Annotated in this window: 20 protein-coding genes; 10 read left to right on the plus strand and 10 right to left on the minus strand. The window is 61.6% G+C overall.

Going from position 1 to position 18,663, the window contains the following annotated elements; translation table 11 throughout:
• Nucleotides 1-6: 6 nt before the first annotated feature.
• From AC07O2_RS15230 to AC07O2_RS15250, 5 genes are all read left to right on the plus strand, one after another.
• Nucleotides 7-531 carry an FKBP-type peptidyl-prolyl cis-trans isomerase gene (locus tag AC07O2_RS15230; protein WP_495076589.1) on the plus strand — a complete coding sequence of 175 codons (525 nt, stop codon included), beginning with the start codon at nt 7-9 and terminating at the stop codon, nt 529-531.
• 93 nt (nt 532-624) lie between these two features.
• Nucleotides 625-1,824, plus strand: a complete 1,200-nt coding sequence (locus tag AC07O2_RS15235) for an MFS transporter (protein WP_495076590.1) — start codon at nt 625-627, stop codon at nt 1,822-1,824.
• 309 nt (nt 1,825-2,133) lie between these two features.
• Complete coding sequence (locus AC07O2_RS15240) at nt 2,134-2,676, plus strand: PEP-CTERM sorting domain-containing protein (RefSeq protein WP_495076591.1); 543 nt, start codon at nt 2,134-2,136, stop codon at nt 2,674-2,676.
• Nucleotides 2,677-3,081: 405 nt separating this feature from the next.
• Nucleotides 3,082-4,185: an NAD(P)/FAD-dependent oxidoreductase gene (locus AC07O2_RS15245; protein ID WP_495076592.1), complete on the plus strand. Its 1,104-nt coding sequence runs from the start codon at nt 3,082-3,084 to the stop codon at nt 4,183-4,185.
• A 15-nt stretch (nt 4,186-4,200) separates the two neighbouring features.
• Complete coding sequence (locus AC07O2_RS15250) at nt 4,201-4,584, plus strand: RidA family protein (RefSeq protein WP_495076593.1); 384 nt, start codon at nt 4,201-4,203, stop codon at nt 4,582-4,584.
• A 41-nt stretch (nt 4,585-4,625) separates the two neighbouring features.
• Here AC07O2_RS15250 and AC07O2_RS15255 read toward each other — a convergent pair whose 3' ends face one another.
• The 5 genes from AC07O2_RS15255 to AC07O2_RS15275 all read right to left on the minus strand — a co-directional run bounded on the left by AC07O2_RS15255 (nt 4,626) and on the right by AC07O2_RS15275 (nt 9,737).
• Entirely contained in the window at nt 4,626-5,546 is a 921-nt protein-coding gene (locus AC07O2_RS15255) for a sugar kinase (protein ID WP_495076594.1), read from the minus strand.
• Nucleotides 5,547-5,586: 40 nt separating this feature from the next.
• A complete protein-coding gene (locus tag AC07O2_RS15260) occupies nt 5,587-7,026 on the minus strand; it encodes an aldehyde dehydrogenase family protein (protein ID WP_495076595.1) in 1,440 nt (479 codons plus the stop codon).
• A 6-nt stretch (nt 7,027-7,032) separates the two neighbouring features.
• Nucleotides 7,033-7,944 (minus strand): 5-dehydro-4-deoxyglucarate dehydratase, encoded by a 912-nt coding sequence (gene kdgD / locus AC07O2_RS15265; protein ID WP_495076596.1) that lies wholly within the window; start codon nt 7,942-7,944, stop codon nt 7,033-7,035.
• A gap of 108 nt (nt 7,945-8,052) precedes the next feature.
• Nucleotides 8,053-8,931: an SMP-30/gluconolactonase/LRE family protein gene (locus AC07O2_RS15270; RefSeq protein ID WP_495076597.1), complete on the minus strand. Its 879-nt coding sequence runs from the start codon at nt 8,929-8,931 to the stop codon at nt 8,053-8,055.
• The gene (locus AC07O2_RS15275) at nt 8,928-9,737 is read right to left on the minus strand and encodes an NAD-dependent epimerase/dehydratase family protein (protein WP_495076598.1); all 810 of its coding nucleotides are present in this window, start codon (nt 9,735-9,737) and stop codon (nt 8,928-8,930) included. Before AC07O2_RS15275 ends, AC07O2_RS15270 begins: the two co-directional genes overlap by 4 nt.
• 169 nt (nt 9,738-9,906) lie before the next feature.
• Here AC07O2_RS15275 and AC07O2_RS15280 point away from each other — a divergent pair, with 169 nt between their 5' ends.
• From AC07O2_RS15280 to AC07O2_RS15300, 5 genes are all read left to right on the plus strand, one after another.
• On the plus strand, nt 9,907-10,689 hold the full coding sequence (locus AC07O2_RS15280) for a FadR/GntR family transcriptional regulator (RefSeq protein WP_495076599.1): 783 nt from the start codon (nt 9,907-9,909) through the stop codon (nt 10,687-10,689).
• Between the two features lie 98 nt (nt 10,690-10,787).
• Nucleotides 10,788-11,774 (plus strand): TRAP transporter substrate-binding protein, encoded by a 987-nt coding sequence (locus tag AC07O2_RS15285; RefSeq protein ID WP_495076600.1) that lies wholly within the window; start codon nt 10,788-10,790, stop codon nt 11,772-11,774.
• A 57-nt stretch (nt 11,775-11,831) separates the two neighbouring features.
• Entirely contained in the window at nt 11,832-12,314 is a 483-nt protein-coding gene (locus AC07O2_RS15290; RefSeq protein WP_495076601.1) for a TRAP transporter small permease, read from the plus strand.
• Between the two features lie 2 nt (nt 12,315-12,316).
• A complete protein-coding gene (locus tag AC07O2_RS15295) occupies nt 12,317-13,669 on the plus strand; it encodes a TRAP transporter large permease (protein WP_495076602.1) in 1,353 nt (450 codons plus the stop codon).
• A gap of 102 nt (nt 13,670-13,771) precedes the next feature.
• Nucleotides 13,772-15,409, plus strand: a complete 1,638-nt coding sequence (locus tag AC07O2_RS15300; protein WP_495076603.1) for a methyl-accepting chemotaxis protein — start codon at nt 13,772-13,774, stop codon at nt 15,407-15,409.
• Nucleotides 15,410-15,542: 133 nt separating this feature from the next.
• Here AC07O2_RS15300 and AC07O2_RS15305 read toward each other — a convergent pair whose 3' ends face one another.
• The 5 genes from AC07O2_RS15305 to AC07O2_RS15325 form a co-directional block, all read right to left on the minus strand.
• Complete coding sequence (locus AC07O2_RS15305; RefSeq protein WP_495076604.1) at nt 15,543-16,016, minus strand: DUF2269 family protein; 474 nt, start codon at nt 16,014-16,016, stop codon at nt 15,543-15,545.
• Nucleotides 16,013-16,384 (minus strand): DoxX-like family protein, encoded by a 372-nt coding sequence (locus AC07O2_RS15310; protein WP_495076605.1) that lies wholly within the window; start codon nt 16,382-16,384, stop codon nt 16,013-16,015. Before AC07O2_RS15310 ends, AC07O2_RS15305 begins: the two co-directional genes overlap by 4 nt.
• Nucleotides 16,381-16,908, minus strand: a complete 528-nt coding sequence (locus AC07O2_RS15315; RefSeq protein ID WP_495076606.1) for an SRPBCC family protein — start codon at nt 16,906-16,908, stop codon at nt 16,381-16,383. Before AC07O2_RS15315 ends, AC07O2_RS15310 begins: the two co-directional genes overlap by 4 nt.
• A complete protein-coding gene (locus AC07O2_RS15320) occupies nt 16,898-18,019 on the minus strand; it encodes a saccharopine dehydrogenase family protein (RefSeq protein WP_495076607.1) in 1,122 nt (373 codons plus the stop codon). The genes AC07O2_RS15315 and AC07O2_RS15320 overlap by 11 nt, the downstream gene beginning before the upstream one ends.
• A 123-nt stretch (nt 18,020-18,142) precedes the next feature.
• Complete coding sequence (locus AC07O2_RS15325; RefSeq protein WP_495076608.1) at nt 18,143-18,466, minus strand: nucleotide pyrophosphohydrolase; 324 nt, start codon at nt 18,464-18,466, stop codon at nt 18,143-18,145.
• Between the last annotated feature and the right edge of the window lie 197 nt (nt 18,467-18,663).

The following is an 18,663-nucleotide window of genomic DNA, read 5'->3' on the forward strand; positions in this document are numbered from 1 at the left end:
TCTCCTATGGAAATCACACAACAATGCGTCGCAGCCCTGACCTGGACGCTGAAAGACACCCTGGGCGAAGAGCTGGACGTCCTGGACGAACCCGTCGAATTTTTGGTCGGTGGCTCCGACCTGCTGAAGAAGATCGAGGAAGCGCTGATCGGCCTGGCGCCGGGCTCCGTGGTCGAGCTGCAGCTGGAGCCTGAAGACGCTTTTGGCGACTTCAACGACCAGTTGCTCTTCCTGGAAGCACGCAATCTGTTCCCCAGCGAACTGGAAGAAGGCATGGTCTTCGAAGGCACGGCACTGCCCAAAGGCACCAGCCCCGACATCCCGCAGGACGTGCTGTACACCGTGTCCGAAATCTACCCCGAGCATGTGGTGCTGGACGGCAACCATCCGCTGTCCGGCATTGCCCTGCGCCTGAAACTGCGGGTGGAAGACGTGCGCGAAGCGACCGAGGAAGAAATCGGCCGTGGCAGCACAGGCGCCAGCTTTTTCAATATCACGCCCGGCGCACCCGACGGCGAGACCCTGCACTAGGGTTTAAAGAAAATCGACTGCCAGCGCAGGTAATAGCTGCGCCAGCAGCTCTCAATTCAATAGCACCTATTCTTGCCCGCACGAAGGCCCCCATTGCCCGACTTGTTCCAACACCGCGCCTTCGTCCGGCTCTGGATTGCCCGCATCTTCGGCACCTTGGGCAGCCAGATCCTGATGTTGGCCGTGGGCTGGCAGATGTACGACCTAACCGGCAGCGCCTGGGACCTGGGCCTGGTGGGGCTGCTGCAGTTTCTGCCCGCCCTGCTGCTGTCACTGCTGGCCGGCCATGTGGCCGACCGGGTGCACCGGGGTCGCATCGTGGCCTGCTGCGTAGCTGTGCAGGCCCTGGTGGCCTTGTCACTGCTGTTGGTCACGCATGAAGAATGGGTCAGCCGCAGCTGGCTGTTGTTCGTGTCACTACTGCTGGGTGCGGCGCGGGCCTTCCAGATGCCGGCACAGCAGGCCTTGACACCCTTGTTGGTGCCGCCAGCCCTGCTGCCGCGTGCCATGGCACTCAGCTCAGCTGGTAACCAGGCGGCCACCATAGGCGGCCCAGCACTGGGTGGGGCCATCTTTCTGGCCGGGGCCAGTGCGGTCTATGCAGCGGGTGTGCTGCTGTTCGGTATCAGCGTGCTGCTGCTCAACGGCCTGCGCTACGACCATGTACCGCCGCCGCGCGAGCCCATGACGCTGAAAAGTGTGCTGGCCGGTGTGCACTTCATCTGGGAACACAAGCCGATTCTAGGCGCCGTGTCACTGGACCTGTTTGCCGTGCTGCTGGGCGGTGCCACCGCGCTGCTGCCCATGTTTGCCAAGGATATTCTGCACACCGGGCCCTGGGGCCTGGGCCTGCTGCGCGCCGCTCCGGCCGTGGGTGCCTTGACCATGTCCATCGCCCTCACCCGCTGGCCGCTGCAGCGCCGTGTGGGCCGCACCCTGCTGCTGGCCGTGGGCGTGTACGGGCTGTGCATGGTGGTGTTCGGTGCGTCTACCAGCCTGCTGCTGTCGCTGGTGGTACTGGGCATTTCCGGCAGTGCCGACATGGTCAGCGTGGTGGTGCGCCAAACCCTGGTGCAGCTGGAAACGCCCAACGAAATGCGGGGCCGGGTCAGCGCTGTGAATTCGGTGTTCATCGGTGCGTCCAACCAGCTGGGCGAGTTCGAGTCCGGCGCCACAGCCGCGCTGCTAGGCCCGGTGGGCTCGGTGGTGCTGGGCGGCATAGGCACGCTGGTGGTGGCGGCCCTGTGGCTGCGCCTGTTCCCGGGCCTGGCCCAGCGCGACACGCTTCAGTAACACCAAGAAGCTTGCATGCTGTGCGTGGCTTCCCCACGCAGAGTCGAACAAGAAGAATCGGTAGATCCGACAAGGCCGGATACCGCTTCTCCCTCTTTGCCCGCACACCTTTCATGCTGCTCTCTAAACACCTGTTCGCATCTGCAATGTCATCGTCGAACATTTTTTTAGTCAGATAGCGGACACCAAAACCCCTTTCCAATTTGTCGAAATTCTTTACAAGAAGGATTTGCTTGTGATGTAAGTCCTTGAATTCATACACTGGCCTGTAGTTTGCTTTACATGCCGTTTAATTTTTGAAACTGTTAAATGGTCAATTTGAAGCGCGCACTCATCTCAGTTGTTGCAACGGCGGCCACAGCTTTGGCAACCCCAGCATGGTCAATCCCCGTCAATACCGGCACACCGGTAGTGTTCAACTTTTCGGAACCATCCAACGCGGTGTCCTTGAGCATTCAAACAGGCATCGAAATATGTTCGGTGGTTGAAGAGATTAGCTTTTGCAATTCACAATTTTCAGCGGATGATGGAACTATCACTCTGTTTGACAAGCTAGGCGGAATGGGAGCGAGTTACCTCTTCGGCTCCTGGAGTGACAATGGCTTTCTTGTTAGCGTGAGTGGCCCAATAAGCAGTTTCCTCTACGCGGAGGATGGTCAGTTTTCACTGCTCTTCGCGGCCACAGAGGGAGGAATTGAAGCCTCTCCATACGCGACTTTTACCGATGCCCAGGGTGTCCAAACCCAAATTAATGGCGTTGTTGCAAATACCGTCCCTGAGCCAAATTCGCTGGCTCTATTCGGACTGGGCCTCGTTGGCCTTATCGCCGCCAGCAAACGCAAACAGAACTGATCCCACTGAAGAAATAGAGCCCACCCTGGCGGGTTCTATTTTCTTGAGTACATGCCTTTCCATAATTTTTTGCACAGAAAATCCATCTTTGGATTATCAGGTTCGTCAGCTGGCCGTGAAGAAAAATACGCGCAATGCCACACAACGCACGGCGCTGAGTACAACACGCTACTAACGGCACGAAAGTCGTTGTCGGCATCACTGGACACAGGAATGCAATGACAAACTGCGCCCAGCAGCAAATGCAAACCGAGTCTTCTCGGAAATAAAATCCAGTTCTGATTGAGCTTCAAACGCCTATTTGACCAAGCCATACGCCAAAGTTCGGCTATGGTGACGAGATCTCTTTCGCTGTTTGCATTCAGCTGAACAGCCATCAAAGCGTATGCCTGATAGAGTTTCAGGATGCTAGAACAAGTCGATGTGGTCGTCATCGGAGCCGGCGTGGTCGGCCTGGCGGTAGCGCGGGCCCTGGCCTTACAGAGGCGTGAGGTCTTGATACTGGAGGCAGAATCCGCCATTGGCACCGGCACCAGTTCACGCAACAGCGAAGTCGTCCACGCCGGCATTTACTACGCTACCGGTTCACTCAAAGCGCAGCTTTGCGTGCAAGGCAAACAACTGCTGTACGCCTACTGCGCCGAGCGAGGCATTGACCACCGGCGCTGCGGCAAACTCATCGTCGCCACAGACACCACGCAAATGGCACTCCTGCACAGCATTCGTACCCAAGGCCTGGCCAATGGCGTGGACGACCTAGTGCTGCTGGACCGCGCCGCCGCCCTGGCGCTGGAGCCGCAGCTGGAATGCGCGGGCGCCCTGCTCTCGCCCAGCACCGGCATTGTGGACAGCCATGGGCTGATGCTGGCGCTGCAGGCCGACCTGGAGCACGCGGGCGGGCTTGTGGCATTGAATACGCCGCTGGCGCAGATGGAATCTACGCAAGGCGCTCTTATTTTGGAAGCAAAAGACGGCACGCGCTTACAGGCCCGCAGCGTGGTCAACGCCGCCGGCCTGCAAGCCCAGTCGCTGGCCCGGCACTGCACAGGACTGGATGCGCGGCACGTGCCGCCCAGCTATTACGCCAAGGGCAACTACTTCACGCTGAATGCGCGCGCGCCGTTCCGGCACCTGGTCTACCCCGCCCCGCAGGCTGCAGGTCTGGGCGTGCACCTGACGCTGGACCTGGGCGGCCAGGCCAGGTTCGGCCCCGATGTGCAGTGGGTGGACGACCCAAACGACCTGCTGGTAGACCCGGCGCGCGGCGCGGCCTTTTACGCCGAGGTACGCAAGTACTGGCCCGGCCTGGCCGATGGCGCGCTGCAGCCCGGCTACGCAGGCATACGTCCGAAGATCCACGCGCCGTTTGAAGCGGTCCGGGACTTTTTGATCCAAGGACCGGCGACACATGGCGTGCCGGGCCTGGTCAACCTGTTCGGTATAGAGTCTCCAGGCTTGACCAGCTGCCTGGCGATTGGTCTGACCGTGTCTAACATTCTGATCCACTAAACGAACTCTCTCACCATGCAACGCAAACTCATCAGCTCCGGCTCACCTTTTGAAGAACAGATCGGTTATTCACGCGCCGTGGTGCATGGCGACTGGGTGTTTGTCTCCGGTACCACCGGCTTTGACTACGCCAGCATGACCATCTCGGACGACGTGGTGGCGCAGGCCGAGCAGTGCCTAAAAAACATCCAGGCAGCGCTGGAACAGGCCGGCGCCAGCCTGGACGATGTCGTACGGGTGAACTACGTGCTGCCCAACGGGGCCAACTTCGAGCCCTGCTGGCCGGTGCTGCGGCGCTACCTGGGCCGGGCCAAGCCGGCGGCCATGGTGATTGCGGCGGGCCTGCTGGACCCACGCATGAAGATAGAAATCGAAGTCACCGCTTTAAAAGCGAAATAGGCCGCGAGCGCAGGTAATACCTGCGCAAGCAGCTACTATTTCTATAGCACCAGGTCGGTCATCACGTCCTGCGGAATCAGCGCGCCGCGGTGCTGTATGACCCGGCCCGCGAGGCGGTTACCGTGGCGTGCCGCGTCAGCCATACTACCGCCCTGCAGGCGCACGGCCAAGTAGCCGGCAGCAAATGAATCCCCTGCAGCCGTGGTGTCCACCACCTTATCGACCCGCTCGGTTGGCACCTCCAGCACGCCTGATGCGCTGCGTACCAGGGTTGCATCGCGACCTCGCTTGACCACCACCTCGGCACAAGACAGTGCCTGGGCAGTGTCTACCGCCGCCTGCAGCGTGGGCAGATTACGCAAGGCCTGCTCATCGTCGGCAGTGATCAGGGCGATGCTGGCCAGAGCATAGGCCCGGTCAAAGTTTGCCAAGGCTTCTTCACGGCTGGCCCATAGGCGCGGCCGGTAGTTGTTGTCGAATACCACCGTGGCGCCGCGTGCGCGCAGGCGGCCCATCAGCGCAAACAGGCGCTCCCGCCCAGCAGGCGGCAGGATGGCCAGGCTGATGCCGCTGATGTAGAAGGCATCCAGGCTGTCCGCCTCGGCCTCCAGCGGCGTGATGGCGGCGTCGAAATAGGCCTTGGCCGCACTGTTATCGCGCCAGTAGCTGAAGCTGCGCTCGCCCTGGGCATCCACCTGGATCAGGTAGAGCCCGGGCATTCGGCCCGGTAGGCGCTGCACCAGCGACACATCCAGCCGCTCGGCCTGCCAGCGCTGCAGCATGCCGGCGCTCAGGCCGTCATCCCCCAGCGCGGTGGCGTAGCAGACCTGCAATCCCGTCGCACAACGCGCAAGGTAGACGGCGGTATTCAGCGTGTCGCCGCCAAAACCCTGGTGCATGCTGCCAAAGGCCTCGCCTTGCAGTTCCAGCATGCATTCACCAAACAGTACTACCTTGTGCATTGTGTCGCCCTTGTTGTCGCCCTTTTTCTCAGGCGAAATCTTAGGCGAAAGTGTAGGCGGTCTTTACCGTGGTGAAGAATTCCTGCGCATAACGGCCCTGCTCGCGTGAGCCGAAGCTGGAACCCTTGCGCCCCCCAAACGGCACGTGGTAGTCCACACCCGCGGTCGGCAGGTTCACCATCACCATGCCAGCCTGGCTGTGACGCTTGAAGTGCGTGGCGTATTTCAGGCTGGTGGTGGCGATGCCAGCGGCCAGGCCGAATGGCGTGTTGTTCGCCTCGGCCAATGCCTCTTCATAGCCCTTCACGCGGATGATGCTGGCCACCGGGCCGAACACTTCTTCGCGGTTGATGCGCATCGCCGCCGTGGTGTCGGTCAGTAGCGCCGGGGCCATGAAAAAGCCTTCGGTATCGCGCTGCAGACGTTCACCACCGGCCAGCAGCCGCGCACCTTCTGCCTGGCCGATGGACACATAGTCCAGGTCTTGCTGCAACTGCGACAGCGAAGACACCGGGCCAATGTCGATACCGGCAGCCAGGGCGTCGCCAATCTTCAGCTTGGCCATACGGGCCTGCATGGCGGCTACAAACTGCGGATAAATGCCTTCGGTCACGATCAGGCGGCTGGAGGCCGTGCAGCGCTGGCCGGTGCTGAAGAACGCGCTTTGCACGCTCAGCTCCACGGCCTGGGCCAGGTCGGCGTCGTCCAGAATGACCTGCGGGTTCTTGCCGCCCATTTCCAACTGCACCTTCTTCAGGTTCAGCGCGCACTGCTGGGCGATGCGGGCGCCCACGCCTTGCGAGCCGGTGAAGCTGATGGCCGACACACCGGGGTGGTTCACCAGCGGGTCGCCAATGACGGAGCCACGGCCCATCACCAGGTTGAACACGCCGGCAGGAATGCCGCTGCGGCTGATGATCTCGGCCAGCGCCCAGGCGCAACCGGGCACCAGGTCGGCAGGCTTGAGCACCACGCAGTTGCCGTAGGCCAGGGCCGGGGCAATCTTCCAGGCGGGAATGGCGATGGGGAAGTTCCAGGGGGTGATCAGGCCGATCACGCCCAGCGGTTCGCGGGTGATTTCCACGCCCACGCCGCTGCGCACCGAGGGCACGGTCTCACCGGTCAGGCGCAGGCATTCGCCCGCAAAGAACTTGAAGATATTGCCGGCGCGGGTGGCTTCGCCAATGCCTTCAACCTTGGTCTTGCCTTCTTCACGGGCCAGCAGCGTGCCCAACTCTTCGCGGCGGGCCAGGATTTCGGTGCCGATCTTGTCCAGCGCATCGGCACGGGCCTGGATGTTGCCGGTGGACCAGGCGGGGAAAGCGGCCTGGGCCGCCTGCACGGCTGCGTCCAGCTGGGCCGCGTCGGCCTGGGTGTATTCGCCAATCACATCGCCCAGGTTGGACGGGTTGACGTTGGCGGCATAGGTCGCACCTGCGACCCAGGCGCCATTGATGTAGTTGTCGTGTTTTTGGGTCATGGCGGTTTACTGTGGGCCCAGCTTCTTGATCAACGCGGCCAGCTCTTCCACCTCGGAAGGCTTCAAGTCACTCAATGGAGCGCGCACGGGGCCGCCGTCGTGGCCGACGATCTTGGCGCCGGCCTTGATGATGCTTACGCCGTAACCTTCGACACGGTTGCGAATGCCCAGGTAAGGCATGAAGAACTCCTTCAACAGGCGGTGCTGCGTGGCCATGTCGTCAGCGGCCACCGCGTGGTAGAACTCCATCGCGGTCTTGGGGATGAAGTTGAACACGGCCGACGAGTACACCGGCGTGCCCAGCGCCTTGTAGGCCGCTGCATAAACCTCAGCGGTCGGCAAGCCACCCAGGTAGGCAAAGCGGTCGCCCATGGCCATGAAGATGGAGGACATGGTTTCGATGTTGCCCACACCATCCTTGAAGCCAATCAGGTTCGGGCAACGGTCAGCCAGGATGCGCAGCGATGCGGGGGTCAGCTTGGTACGGTCGCGGTTGTAGACGATGACGCCGAACTTCACGCTGTTGCAGACCTGCGCCACATGCTCGATCAGGCCTTCCTGGCCGGCTTCGGTCAGGTAGTGCGGCAGCAGCAGAATGCCGTGGGCGCCCAGGCGCTCGGCTTCTTGTGCATGGGCGATAGCCATGCGGGTTGGGCCACCGGCGCCGGCAATGATCGGCACCTTGCCACGGCAGGTGTCCACCGCAGTCTTGATGACCTGGCTGTACTCGGCACCGGCCAGCGAGAAGTATTCACCCGTGCCACCCGCTGCGAACAGCGCGCTGGCGCCGTAGGGTGCCAACCATTCCAGACGCTCGATATAGGTCTTGGGGCGGAATTCGCCCTGCTCGTCGAAGTCGGTGATGGGGAAGGACAGCAGGCCGGAGCCCATGATGGTTTTGAGGTCTTGGGGTGTCATGGTTATGTCTCAGTGGAAAAAGGGTTTACAAAAAAATTGCTATTTTTTAGATAGCACCTGGCGCTGGATTCATCTGCGGCGGAGGCATGTTTTATCCAGCAGTTTTTGCTATACAAAAAGCGGCTCTGGCAGGCCGCGCACACCGGGTTTGAGCGCGAACACGGCGCCGTTCAAACCTGGATTCGCGGGGTCTACATTGCCGGGCTGGATGGAGGCCACATACAGCACATCCAGGTCTGGCCCGCCAAAGGCGCACATCGAGGGCTTGGCCACCGGCACCTCCAGCGATGCCACCAAGCGGCCTTGCGGGTCGAAACGGTGCACCAGGCCGGCGTCGTTGGCGCAGATCCAGTAGTGGCCTTCCACGTCCAGCGCAGCGCCGTCGGGGCGACCCGGCAGGGGCTGCATGTCGACAAACAACTCGCGCGGGCCGGGCATGCCGTCGGCGTCCAGCGCAAAGCGCCAGATCTTCTGCACGCTGGGGTGCGAATCGGACACATAGCCGGTGCGGCCATCCGCACTGAAAGCCATGCCGTTCGGAGTGATGAAGCCGTCCATCCGCGCAGTGCTCAGGCCCTTGCCGTCCAGGCAGTAGATGGCACCCCGCGGCGAAGCCAGGCCCATGTCCATCACCATGGTGCTGACCCAGAAGCGGCCCTGGGTATCGCAGCGCCCGTCGTTGAAGCGCATGCCGGGTGCGGGGTGGCTGATGCTGGCCAGGCAGCGCAAGCTGGGCTCTGCCTTATCCAGCTGCACGACGTAAATGCCGGTTTCCATCGCGGCCACCACGCCACCGGCGGCGGCCAGGGCGATGCAGCCCACGCGCTCTGGCAGGGTCCAGCTCTGAACCTGCTCGGTAGCGGCAGTCCAGCGGCGGATCTGGCGGCCTTCGATGTCCACCCAGTACAGGGCCTGCTCGGCCACCGACCACACCGGGCATTCGCCCACGCGGTCGCGGGTGCTGGCGATGGCGTGTGCCGTACTCATTTTTCGTACGGGCCCATGCGCACAAAGGCGCCGCCCTGGTGCAAGGCTGCAGGGTCGTTGAAATCCGGCGGCGGGGTCCGCGCATATACGGCCTCGCGGAACACCTCCGAGCTGTCCTGCGGCATATAGCCGACATGGCGGGCGCGGGAGTTGTCCCACCAGGTGACCGGGTTGTTGGACATACCGAAGATGATGGTGAAGCCCAGCGCTGGCGTGGTAAGGCAGGCGGTGACCAGGCGGTGCAGGTCGTTGAAGCTCAGCCAGGTCGCCAGCATGCGGCGGTCCTTGGGTTCGGCAAACGACGAGCCTATGCGCACGCAAGCGGTCTCGATGCCGTAGCGGTCAAAGTAGTAGCGCGCCAGGTCTTCACCAAAGGCTTTGCTCAGGCCGTAGTTGCCGTCCGGTCGGGCGGGTGCATCGGCGGTAATGGTTTCGTCCTGGCGGTAAAAGCCGGTGACGTGGTTGGAGCTGGCAAACACCACCCGCTTCACGCCGAATTTACGAGCCGCCTCGTATAGGTTGTAGGCGCCCAGGATGTTGGCCTGCATGATGGGGCCGAACGGGCCGTCCAGCGACTTGCCACCCATGTGCACAATCGCTTCCACGCCCTGCACCATGGCGTCTACCGCGGCGGCGTCGGCCAGGTCGGCGAGCATGATTTCCTCGCCCGCGGCCGCGGGGCCGAAGTCCACCACGTCGGATAGACGCAGAGTGGTGCAGTTTTGTTTCAGGCTTTCGCGCAGTACCTTGCCCAGGCCGCCAGCGGCGCCTGTGAGCAGGATTTTTTCGTGCACTTTGATGACCATGTTTGTCCCGATCTCCGTGTAAACACCAGTTTGGTGTTCTTTGGCGTCTATTGCTGGACTTTGCCAAAGGCTTTGCTATACAGTGGGCCAGCAGCTCCACACATCAGTCGTACGTTGTCTGACAACATAGATTCTCATAACCTACTCTCTCCGTGTCAAGGATTTTTTTATGGCCTCCGCCACCCACACCGGCACTTACAACAACAGCGAAACACCGGCAGCCTCCATTCCCCGCGCTCGACGTCCACGGGGCCTGGTCACTGAAATCGTAGACACGCTGGCCGCCACCATCCGCCAAGGCCAGCTGCCTCCGGGCGAAAAGCTGCCCACCGAGGTCGAGCTGATGGCCCGCTTTGATGTCAGCCGCACCGTGGTGCGCGAGGCCCTGTCCAAGCTGCAAGCCTCGGGCCTGGTGGAAACACGGCACGGCATAGGCACCTTCGTGATCGAGCCGCCCGACACACGCAACTTCAAGATTGCGCCCGAAGACTTTGCCACCGTGGCCGACGTGATCGCCCTGCTGGAGCTGCGCATCAGCCTGGAAACCGAGGCCGCCGGCCTGGCAGCCCAGCGCCGCACGCAAACCAATCTGACCCAGCTGGAAACCGCGCTGCAGAACTTCAAGAACGCCATTCCGCAGGACTCGGACGCCGTGCCGGCCGACTTCCAGTTCCATATGGAGGTGGCCCGTGCCACGGGCAACCAGCATTTTGCCGATCTGATGACCTACTTGGGCACCATGATCATCCCGCGCACCCGTATCAATACACTGCAAAACGTGCCCGAGGGCCGCCTGGCCTACCTGCAAAAGGTCCATGGCGAGCACGAGAGCATCTACCACGCCATACGCGATCAGGACAGCGACTCCGCCCGCGCGGCCATGCGCACCCACTTGTCGAACAGCCGTGAAAGGTTGCGCAAAAGCCAGCCGCAGGACGCCCCCAAGGACTAAGGTAGGGCACAATTCGGGTTTACCCTTTGTTACTTTTACGGTTTGAGTTGTAGGATGACTGATCAATTAGCCATCCAAAGCCTCAACCAGGAAAATCCATGAAGACAAACCATCGCAAAATTCTCAGCCTGATCGCCGCAGCCGCTTTCTGCGTCGTCAGCGGCCAGGCTTCGGCCCGCAACTTCCGCTCGGCCGATGTGCACGCCAAGGAATTCCCCACCAATATGGCGGTGAAGTTCATGGGCGAAGAGCTGAGCAAGGACACCGGCGGCAAGGACAACATCAAGGTATTCAGCGACAGCGCGCTGGGCTCTGAGAAAGACACCGTGGAACAGGTCAAGATCGGCGCCATCGACATGGTGCGCGTTAGCCTGACCACCTTCAACGGCATCGTGCCCGAATCCATGGTGCCATCCCTGCCCTTCCTGTTCCGTGACGTGGAGCATTTCCGCAAGGCCATCTACGGCGCCCAGGGCGACAAAATCCTGGCCTCGTTTGAAAAAGCCGGCTTTATCGGCCTGGCCATGTATGAAAGCGGCCAGCGCTCCATCTACGCCAAGAAGCCCATCAAGAGCGTGGCCGACATGAAGGGTATCAAGATCCGCGTGCAACCCTCGGACCTGATGGTGGCCATGGTGAACGCCATGGGTGCCTCCCCCACCCCCATGCCTTTTGCCGAGGTCTACACCGGCCTGAAAACCGGCCTGGTGGACGCAGCAGAAAACAACCTGCCTTCGTACGAAGAGACCAAGCATTTCGAATCGGCGCCGATTTTCTCTGAAACCATGCACGTCATGACGCCTGAAATCGTGGTGTTCTCCAAGAAGATATGGGACACCTTGACTCCCGCCGAACAAGCCGCGCTGCGCAAAGCCGCCAAGGCCTCCGTTCCTTACTATGTAGGCCTGTGGGATGCCAAGGAAAAAGAAGCCCGTGCAGCCGTGCTGAAGAGCGGCGCCAAGATCGTGCCCGCCACCGAGATCGACAAGAAGAGCTTTGTGGACGTGGAAAAGCCCATCTGGGACAAGTTCGCCGGCACGCCTGAGCTGAAGGCTCTGGTGCAAGAGATCGTCAACGTCAAGTAAATCGCTTCTGCCGCCGCGCTCCTGGGCGCGGCGGCAAAGCCGTGCCAAAGCCGCACCATGGAATTATTCAACTCAATCAACGCGCACCTGTCCAACTGGGTGCTGCGCCTGGCCAGTGTCTGCCTGGCCGCACTGGGCCTGGTGGTCATCTACGGCGTCGTGATGCGCTACGCATTCAACGACGCGCCTCCGTATGTGGAACAGGTCGCCCTGCTGCTGGTCATCTCCGTCGCCATGTTCGGCGCCGCTGCGGGCGTGCATGATGTCGGCCATATCGGCCTGGACTCAGCCGTCAAGTTGCTGCCCGCCAAGGGGCAGTTCGTATGCCACGTGCTGGTCGAGCTGCTAACCATCACATTTGCCTTAGTACTGCTGTGGGGTTGCGAACACATGGCTACATCCACCCGGCACGACACCATTCCCACGTTGGGCATTTCCGAAGCCTTCCGCTATTTGCCCCCGGTGATTGCTGGTGTCCTCATCGTCCTGTTTTCAGTCAAGCACCTGCTGGCGCTGTTCCTGAAGAAAACCACCGTCTGAATATGGAACTCGCTGTACTCTCCCTGAGCTTCGTGCTCTTCCTCGTGCTGGGCGTGCCTGTCGCTTTTGCGATCGGTCTGAGCTGCTTGGCCACCTTTGCGGTAGAGGGCCTGCCCCTGGCTACCGCCATGCAGATGATGGTCTCTGGCATGAACGTGTTCTCGTTCCTGGCGATTCCGTTCTTCATCTTCTCTGGCGAGCTGATGCTGCACGGCGGCATTGCCGACAAGATCCTGAACTTCGCACGCAGCCTGGTCGGCCACATGAAGGGCGGGCTGGGCCTGGCCAACGTGATGGCCAGCACGCTGTTTGGCGGTGTCTCGGGCTCTCCCATCGCCGACACCTCGGCCATGGGCGGCGTGATGATCCCGATCATGAAGCGTGAAGGCTATAGCGCCGACTACGCGGTGAACGTGACCACCCACGCATCGCTGACCGGTGCGCTGATGCCTACCTCGCACAACATGATCATCTATGCGTTTGCGGCCCAGGCTGCCAGCGGCATGATCGACGGCCACCCCATCCGCGGCGTGTCCATTGGCGACCTGATGTTTGCCGGGCTGATTCCGGTGTTCTGGATCATGGTCTGCATGCTGATCGCCGCCTACTGGCAGGCCAACAAGAACGGCTTCCCCAAGCGGGCTGACGGCTCGTCCATGCTGGAGAAATTCCCTGGCTGGTATGCGGTGCTGACCACCTTCATCGCGGCCATCCCGGGCCTGATGGTGATCGTGGTGATTCTGGGCTGCGTGATGGGCGGCGTCACCACCGCCACCGAGGCAGCGGCGATTGCCGTGGCCTATTCGCTGCTGCTGACGTCGGCGATCTACCGCACCATGAGCAAGGAAAAGCTGATCAAGTCGCTGAAGAAGGCGTCCAAAACCACGGGTGTGATCCTGCTGCTGATCGGTGTGTCCAACATGTTGCGCTGGCAAATGGCCTACCTGGAAATTCCAGATGCGATCGAGGCGGCCCTGCTGCACGCCACCACCACGCCTTGGCTGATGCTGCTGTACATCAACATCATCCAGATCTTTCTGGGCATCTTCCTGGACATGGCGGCGCACATCCTGATCACCACGCCGCTGTTCCTACCGCTGGCGATCCAGATGGGTGTGGGCCCGGTGCAGTTCGGCATGATGCTGTTGCTGAATTGCGCGCTCGGCCTGGTCCACCCGCCGGTAGGTACGGTTCAATTCGTGGGGTGTGCCATAGGCAATATATCGATTGGTGAGGCAACCAAAACCGCCTGGCCCTACTACCTGGCGATATGGATAGCCATCAACCTGGTGACCTATGTGCCATCGTTCTCCACCTGGCTACCGTCGATCATTACCGGCCACCCGGTGTTCTAGATTCTTGGGGCTGCAGCGCAGCCCCTTTTTTTTGTGCCGGGCAGTGCCACCTCGCCTTGCAAGCCGGGCGAACACCGGCTTGCATCTCCTTTTTAAACGACTATGCAACTCTCCTTCATCGGCAACGCCACCATTTCCCGCAGACTGTCCATCGGCTTTGGCGTCATGGTGGGCTTGCTGGCCATCATTACCGCTGTCTCGCTGGTCAGCATGCAGAACACGCGACACCGCGTAGCCACCATCAGCGAAGTGCTCAGCCCCAAGGTGGCGCTGGTGGACCAGATGCGTCAGCAAGTCAACCAGACCGCCATGTCCATGCGCAATCTGGCGATCCTGACCACACCAGAAGACCTGGAAAAAGAATACAAACGCCTGGCCGGCGCCTACGACAGCTATGACAAGCAGTCCAAGCAATTGGCCCAGCGGGCCGATACCGACGAAGAGAAGAAGCAGCTCACCAGCCTGGAGGCGGCGCGCAAGGATGCATCCACCATCTTCCTGTCGGCAATTGAGAAAGCCGGCTCGGCCAGCGCCGTGCAAGACATTGCGGTACTCATCCGCCTGGAGCTGCGTACCAATCTGGAGGCCTGGAGCGCATCGCAGGACACCTGGCTGCACTCCATAGACGCACTCCAGCAGAACGCCGCGCAGCAAATCTCAGACAACCAGGCGGACGTGGTGCAGCAAGCCACAAGCGGCATCCAGGTGCTGCTGATAGTGGCCTGCCTGGCCATCAGCTTTGGCATCGGTGCCGCCTGGTTCATAACCCGCTCCGTCAAGCTGCCACTGCGCCACGCCGTGGAAGAGGCCGACCGCATGGCCGAGGGCGACCTGTCGCACGCTATCGAATCCAGCAGCCAGGACGAAACCGGCCAGCTGCTACGCCGTCTGGAGAGCATGCGCAGCCGCTGGGCCAGCACCGTGGCCCATCTGCGCGACACCACGCAGAACATCAGTACCGCGGCGGTGGAAATCGCCCACGGCAACCAGGACCTGAGCCAGCGCACCGAGCACACTGCCAGCAATCTGCAGCAGACCGCCGCCTCCATGGAGGAGCTGACCGGCATCGTCCGGCAGTCCGCCGACTCCGCCCGCCAGGCCAACCAGTTGGCGACATCGGCCGCCGAAGTCGCGGCACGCGGTGGGCAGGTCGTGGCCCAGGTCGTCAGCACCATGGACGAGATCAACAGCAGCTCCAAAAAGATTGCCGACATCATCGGCGTGATTGACGGCATCGCCTTCCAGACCAACATCCTGGCCCTGAACGCCGCCGTGGAAGCCGCCCGCGCAGGCGAGCAAGGCCGCGGCTTTGCCGTGGTGGCCAGCGAAGTACGCAACCTGGCCGGACGCAGCGCCGACGCCGCCAAGGAGATCAAGGGCCTGATCGCGGCCAGCGTGGACCGCGTGGACGCAGGCTCGCGTCTGGTCGATAACGCCGGCAAAACCATGACCGAAATCGTCGGTTCGGTGCAGCGGGTGTCGCACATCATCGGGGAAATCACGTCCACCTCGTCCGAGCAGTCCGAGCGCATCGACCTGGTCAGCGCGGCGGTAGTCGAGCTCGACCAGATGACCCAGCAAAATGCTGCGCTGGTAGAACAGTCCGCTGCAGCCGCCCAGAGCCTGACAACCCAGGCCACCCAGCTGACACAGGTAGTGGATACCTTCAAGCTGGCAACGTCGGCAGCCCACACCGCCCCGCAAGCCCTGGCAGGCAAGGCCCCACTGCGCCTGTCCTGAGCGGCCCTACGGTGCAGCCTGGCCCCGCTGCAGATTTCTATAGAAAATAGGCTCTAGCGCAATTAACACCTGCGCTAGCAGCTATTTTTTCAATAGCAAGTCTCGACGTGCTGCTGGCACCGCGTTGTTCCTACTACTCCCATGCGGGCTTGGCCACCATCAAATAAAAAACACCCAGCATCGCCAGAAATGCCGGGTAGCCCAAGGCCTCCCACCAGCGGGCGTAACGCCAGTAGATCACCGGCAGGCTGCTCCCTTCACGTACGGCTTGGTCCGCAAGGCTAGCCATCCGAATCTGCAGCCACACAACGGGCAGCCAGCACAGGCCCGCCAACACAAACAAAGCCAAGGACAAGGCAAGCCAGGGCGTGGTCAATGGCCACCCAGCCAAGTGGGCCATCCACAAACCGGTGGCAGGCTGGACCACGACCGTGGGCGTTGTGAACCACCAGTCGGCCCGCACGACCAGCTTCGCCACCTCGGCCTGCGCCGCCAGGTTGCGCGTACGGTTGACGCAAAAGAAATAGAAAGCCGAGCCAAAGCCGGTACCCACCAGCACCACGCTGGACAGGATGTGCAGCCACTTGATCGTCAAATACCAACTCATATCCGCGCCTTCGCCAATACCCACAACACAGCCGCAATCGGTACGTTCTTCGTCAGAGGCCCTAGCGGATGTAGCCACAGCGATGCATCCAGCACCGTGGCCACCAGGGTCATGACGGCCATAAGTAGGAGTGCCGCCCCGTACGTGACACGACCAGGCTTACAGCACATGGCCACCGCCAGTACCAGGTCCGCACCCGCCCCGGCCCAGACCAGCCCCTGGGCCACAAGCGGGTTGTATATGCCCGCCACGGCCAGCAAACCCAGACTTTGCCCCCGCAGCTCCCACACACTCACCAGCGCCGTGGCGAGCCAGACAAACACCAGGCTGTAACGCAGCAAGACAAGATCACTCCGGGAAAGTGTCATCTGGCCTGGCCCTTCATAGATAGGCTGCTCGCCCTGCCCGCCTCCTCCTGCCAGCGCAGCACCTCATCAGCGTGCCGCACCAGAAATGCGTGCAACCTGGCAAAGCGTCGCTGCGTTTGCCGGGCGAATACCCAAGCAACGACAGGGCTCAAAAATGGCCGCAAAACCGCTGGGCCCACCTCGAATGTGTAGGTATAGACCAGCACGGACGTATTCAGCCCAGTGGAGCGGTGTCGCATGGAAGCCGCCCACTGCGTAAACGGAAATGCATGCCCCAACATCTTCGCAGCGGCGAGCCTCGGCCTGTCATAGGAAACAAACTGGGTGCGCATGGACAGGCTACGCAACATGCCCGCACCGGTGTTCTCCGTCACAGCACCCTGGCTAGGGCATGGTGCTCCACCGACGACCCGGGTGTCACTGACCAAGGAGTCCCAGCGGGCACGCCATTGGTAATAGTGGAACGCATCAAACACCACCTCTGCGCAGGCAGGCATAGGAAACTCCAACTTTTCATGCGCCATGTGCGCTGCCCTCATCCAGCACGTCGGTCACCATGCCCCAGCGCGCGAACTCGGGCGAAAACTCCGCCAGATCCAGCAAGCCCATGCAAGGCAATGCACCCGCAGCCGGCAGCCCGCCTCGGGCCCATCGGCGGGCCAGCAAGATGGCAGCCATGCAGGGAATTTCCGGTCCATGGTCATGGTCGGCCGCAATATGCCAGGCCCGATGGGCGGGCTGACCGGCAGCATCCAGGCCCTGCACCCGCACCACCATGCCGCCCAGGGCGGTTCCCAAAAAATCAAACCATCTGGCAGTCCGGTTCAGCACGCCCGCCAGGCGGTCCGGCGCAGGCAGCAGTCCACGTGCCCGCAACGCCGCCAGCAGCGCGAAAAACTGCTGGGTCCACCGCAGCTCCAATGCAGCGCGGAACATGACGCGCTGGGTCACCTGGTACCGGGCGGGAAACAGCTCCAGATCGGGAATGTCGCACAGGGCGCCCAGACGGGGGCGCAAGCGGGCAAACTGCACCAGTGCAGGCTGCGCCCAGCCGAGCAAAGACGTCCACCGCCCCTCCATCCAGACAGAAATGGGTGCCCCGCAGTAACTCAACACCCCGGCCAAGGTGGCCTTGCCCCGGGGGGCCGTTTGCGCCGGGGCAATACATATATCCACTGTATCTATGCGCTGCCAACCCTGGCACAGGTGCTCCACGACGGCAGACGACAAAGCCGGCACCGTGCTGGCGCCCGACACCGCCACGCGCTCGGCAGCCACAAAACGGGCCTGCAACGCAGCCGGAAAATCACACACGAAACGACGGCCATCGGCCAGGTCCAGGTAATGCGCTCCCGCCTCAGCGGCAGCCTGGGCTACGGCGTAATCCTGTTGTTGAAACGGCCCAGCGGTATGGATCAGCAACTCCACCCCCATACGGCGTAGGGTCTGGGAAAAATCCGGTGCCGAATGGTCCACGGCAACCGCCTGCACGCCATGGCCCAATGTCTGCGCCAAAGCCTGGGCCCGCTGCAGGTCACGGCCGCCTATGCACAGCTGTATCGCGGCGTCACCCGCTAAAGCCCGGCAAATACGCGCGCCAAAATTCCCATAACCACCCAGCACCAGTGTTTTCAACGCCGCAATCCTTGTAGAAAAGTACCCACCCGGCGACCATTATCAGATCCCCGAGACAAGCATTGAATCAGGCCGTAGCGCAAATTGAGTAAGCGCGAGCAGCTATGCATTCAATAGCAGACCTCAGCGCGCCGCTGGCACGGGGTACTTCACCGCGTTGACCAGCATCTTGCGCCGGGCGGCGTCCAGCAGGTCGATGTCCAGCTTGTCGCACAGCTGCAGCAGGTACAGCAGCACATCGGCCGCTTCGGCCGCCACTTCGGCTTTCTTGTCGCCAGCCAACTCGCGGCTTTGCGCCTCGGTCAGCCACTGGAAATGCTCCAGCAGCTCGGCAGCCTCCACGCTGAGGGCGGCAGCCAGGTTTTTGGGTGAATGGAATGGCTCCCAATTGCGCGCGGCAGCAAAGTCGCGCAGAGCCTGTGTGAGGGATGAAATGTCATTGGGCATGCCCGATTGTGGCGTGTAGCAGGACTGCAGCTGGAGCCCATACGCTGCGCCACGCCCATGCCGGCAATCAGGGAAAGCCCCTAATACAAACCCATTTTTCTCCTTGTTATAGTTATTTTTAATAACTATAGTTAAGACAAATCAAGGAGAGCCACGTCTTGCAAGACGGCCGGCATCCCCCATCCACAACAGGAGAC

Source organism: Rhodoferax sp. GW821-FHT10B06 (assembly GCF_059415605.1).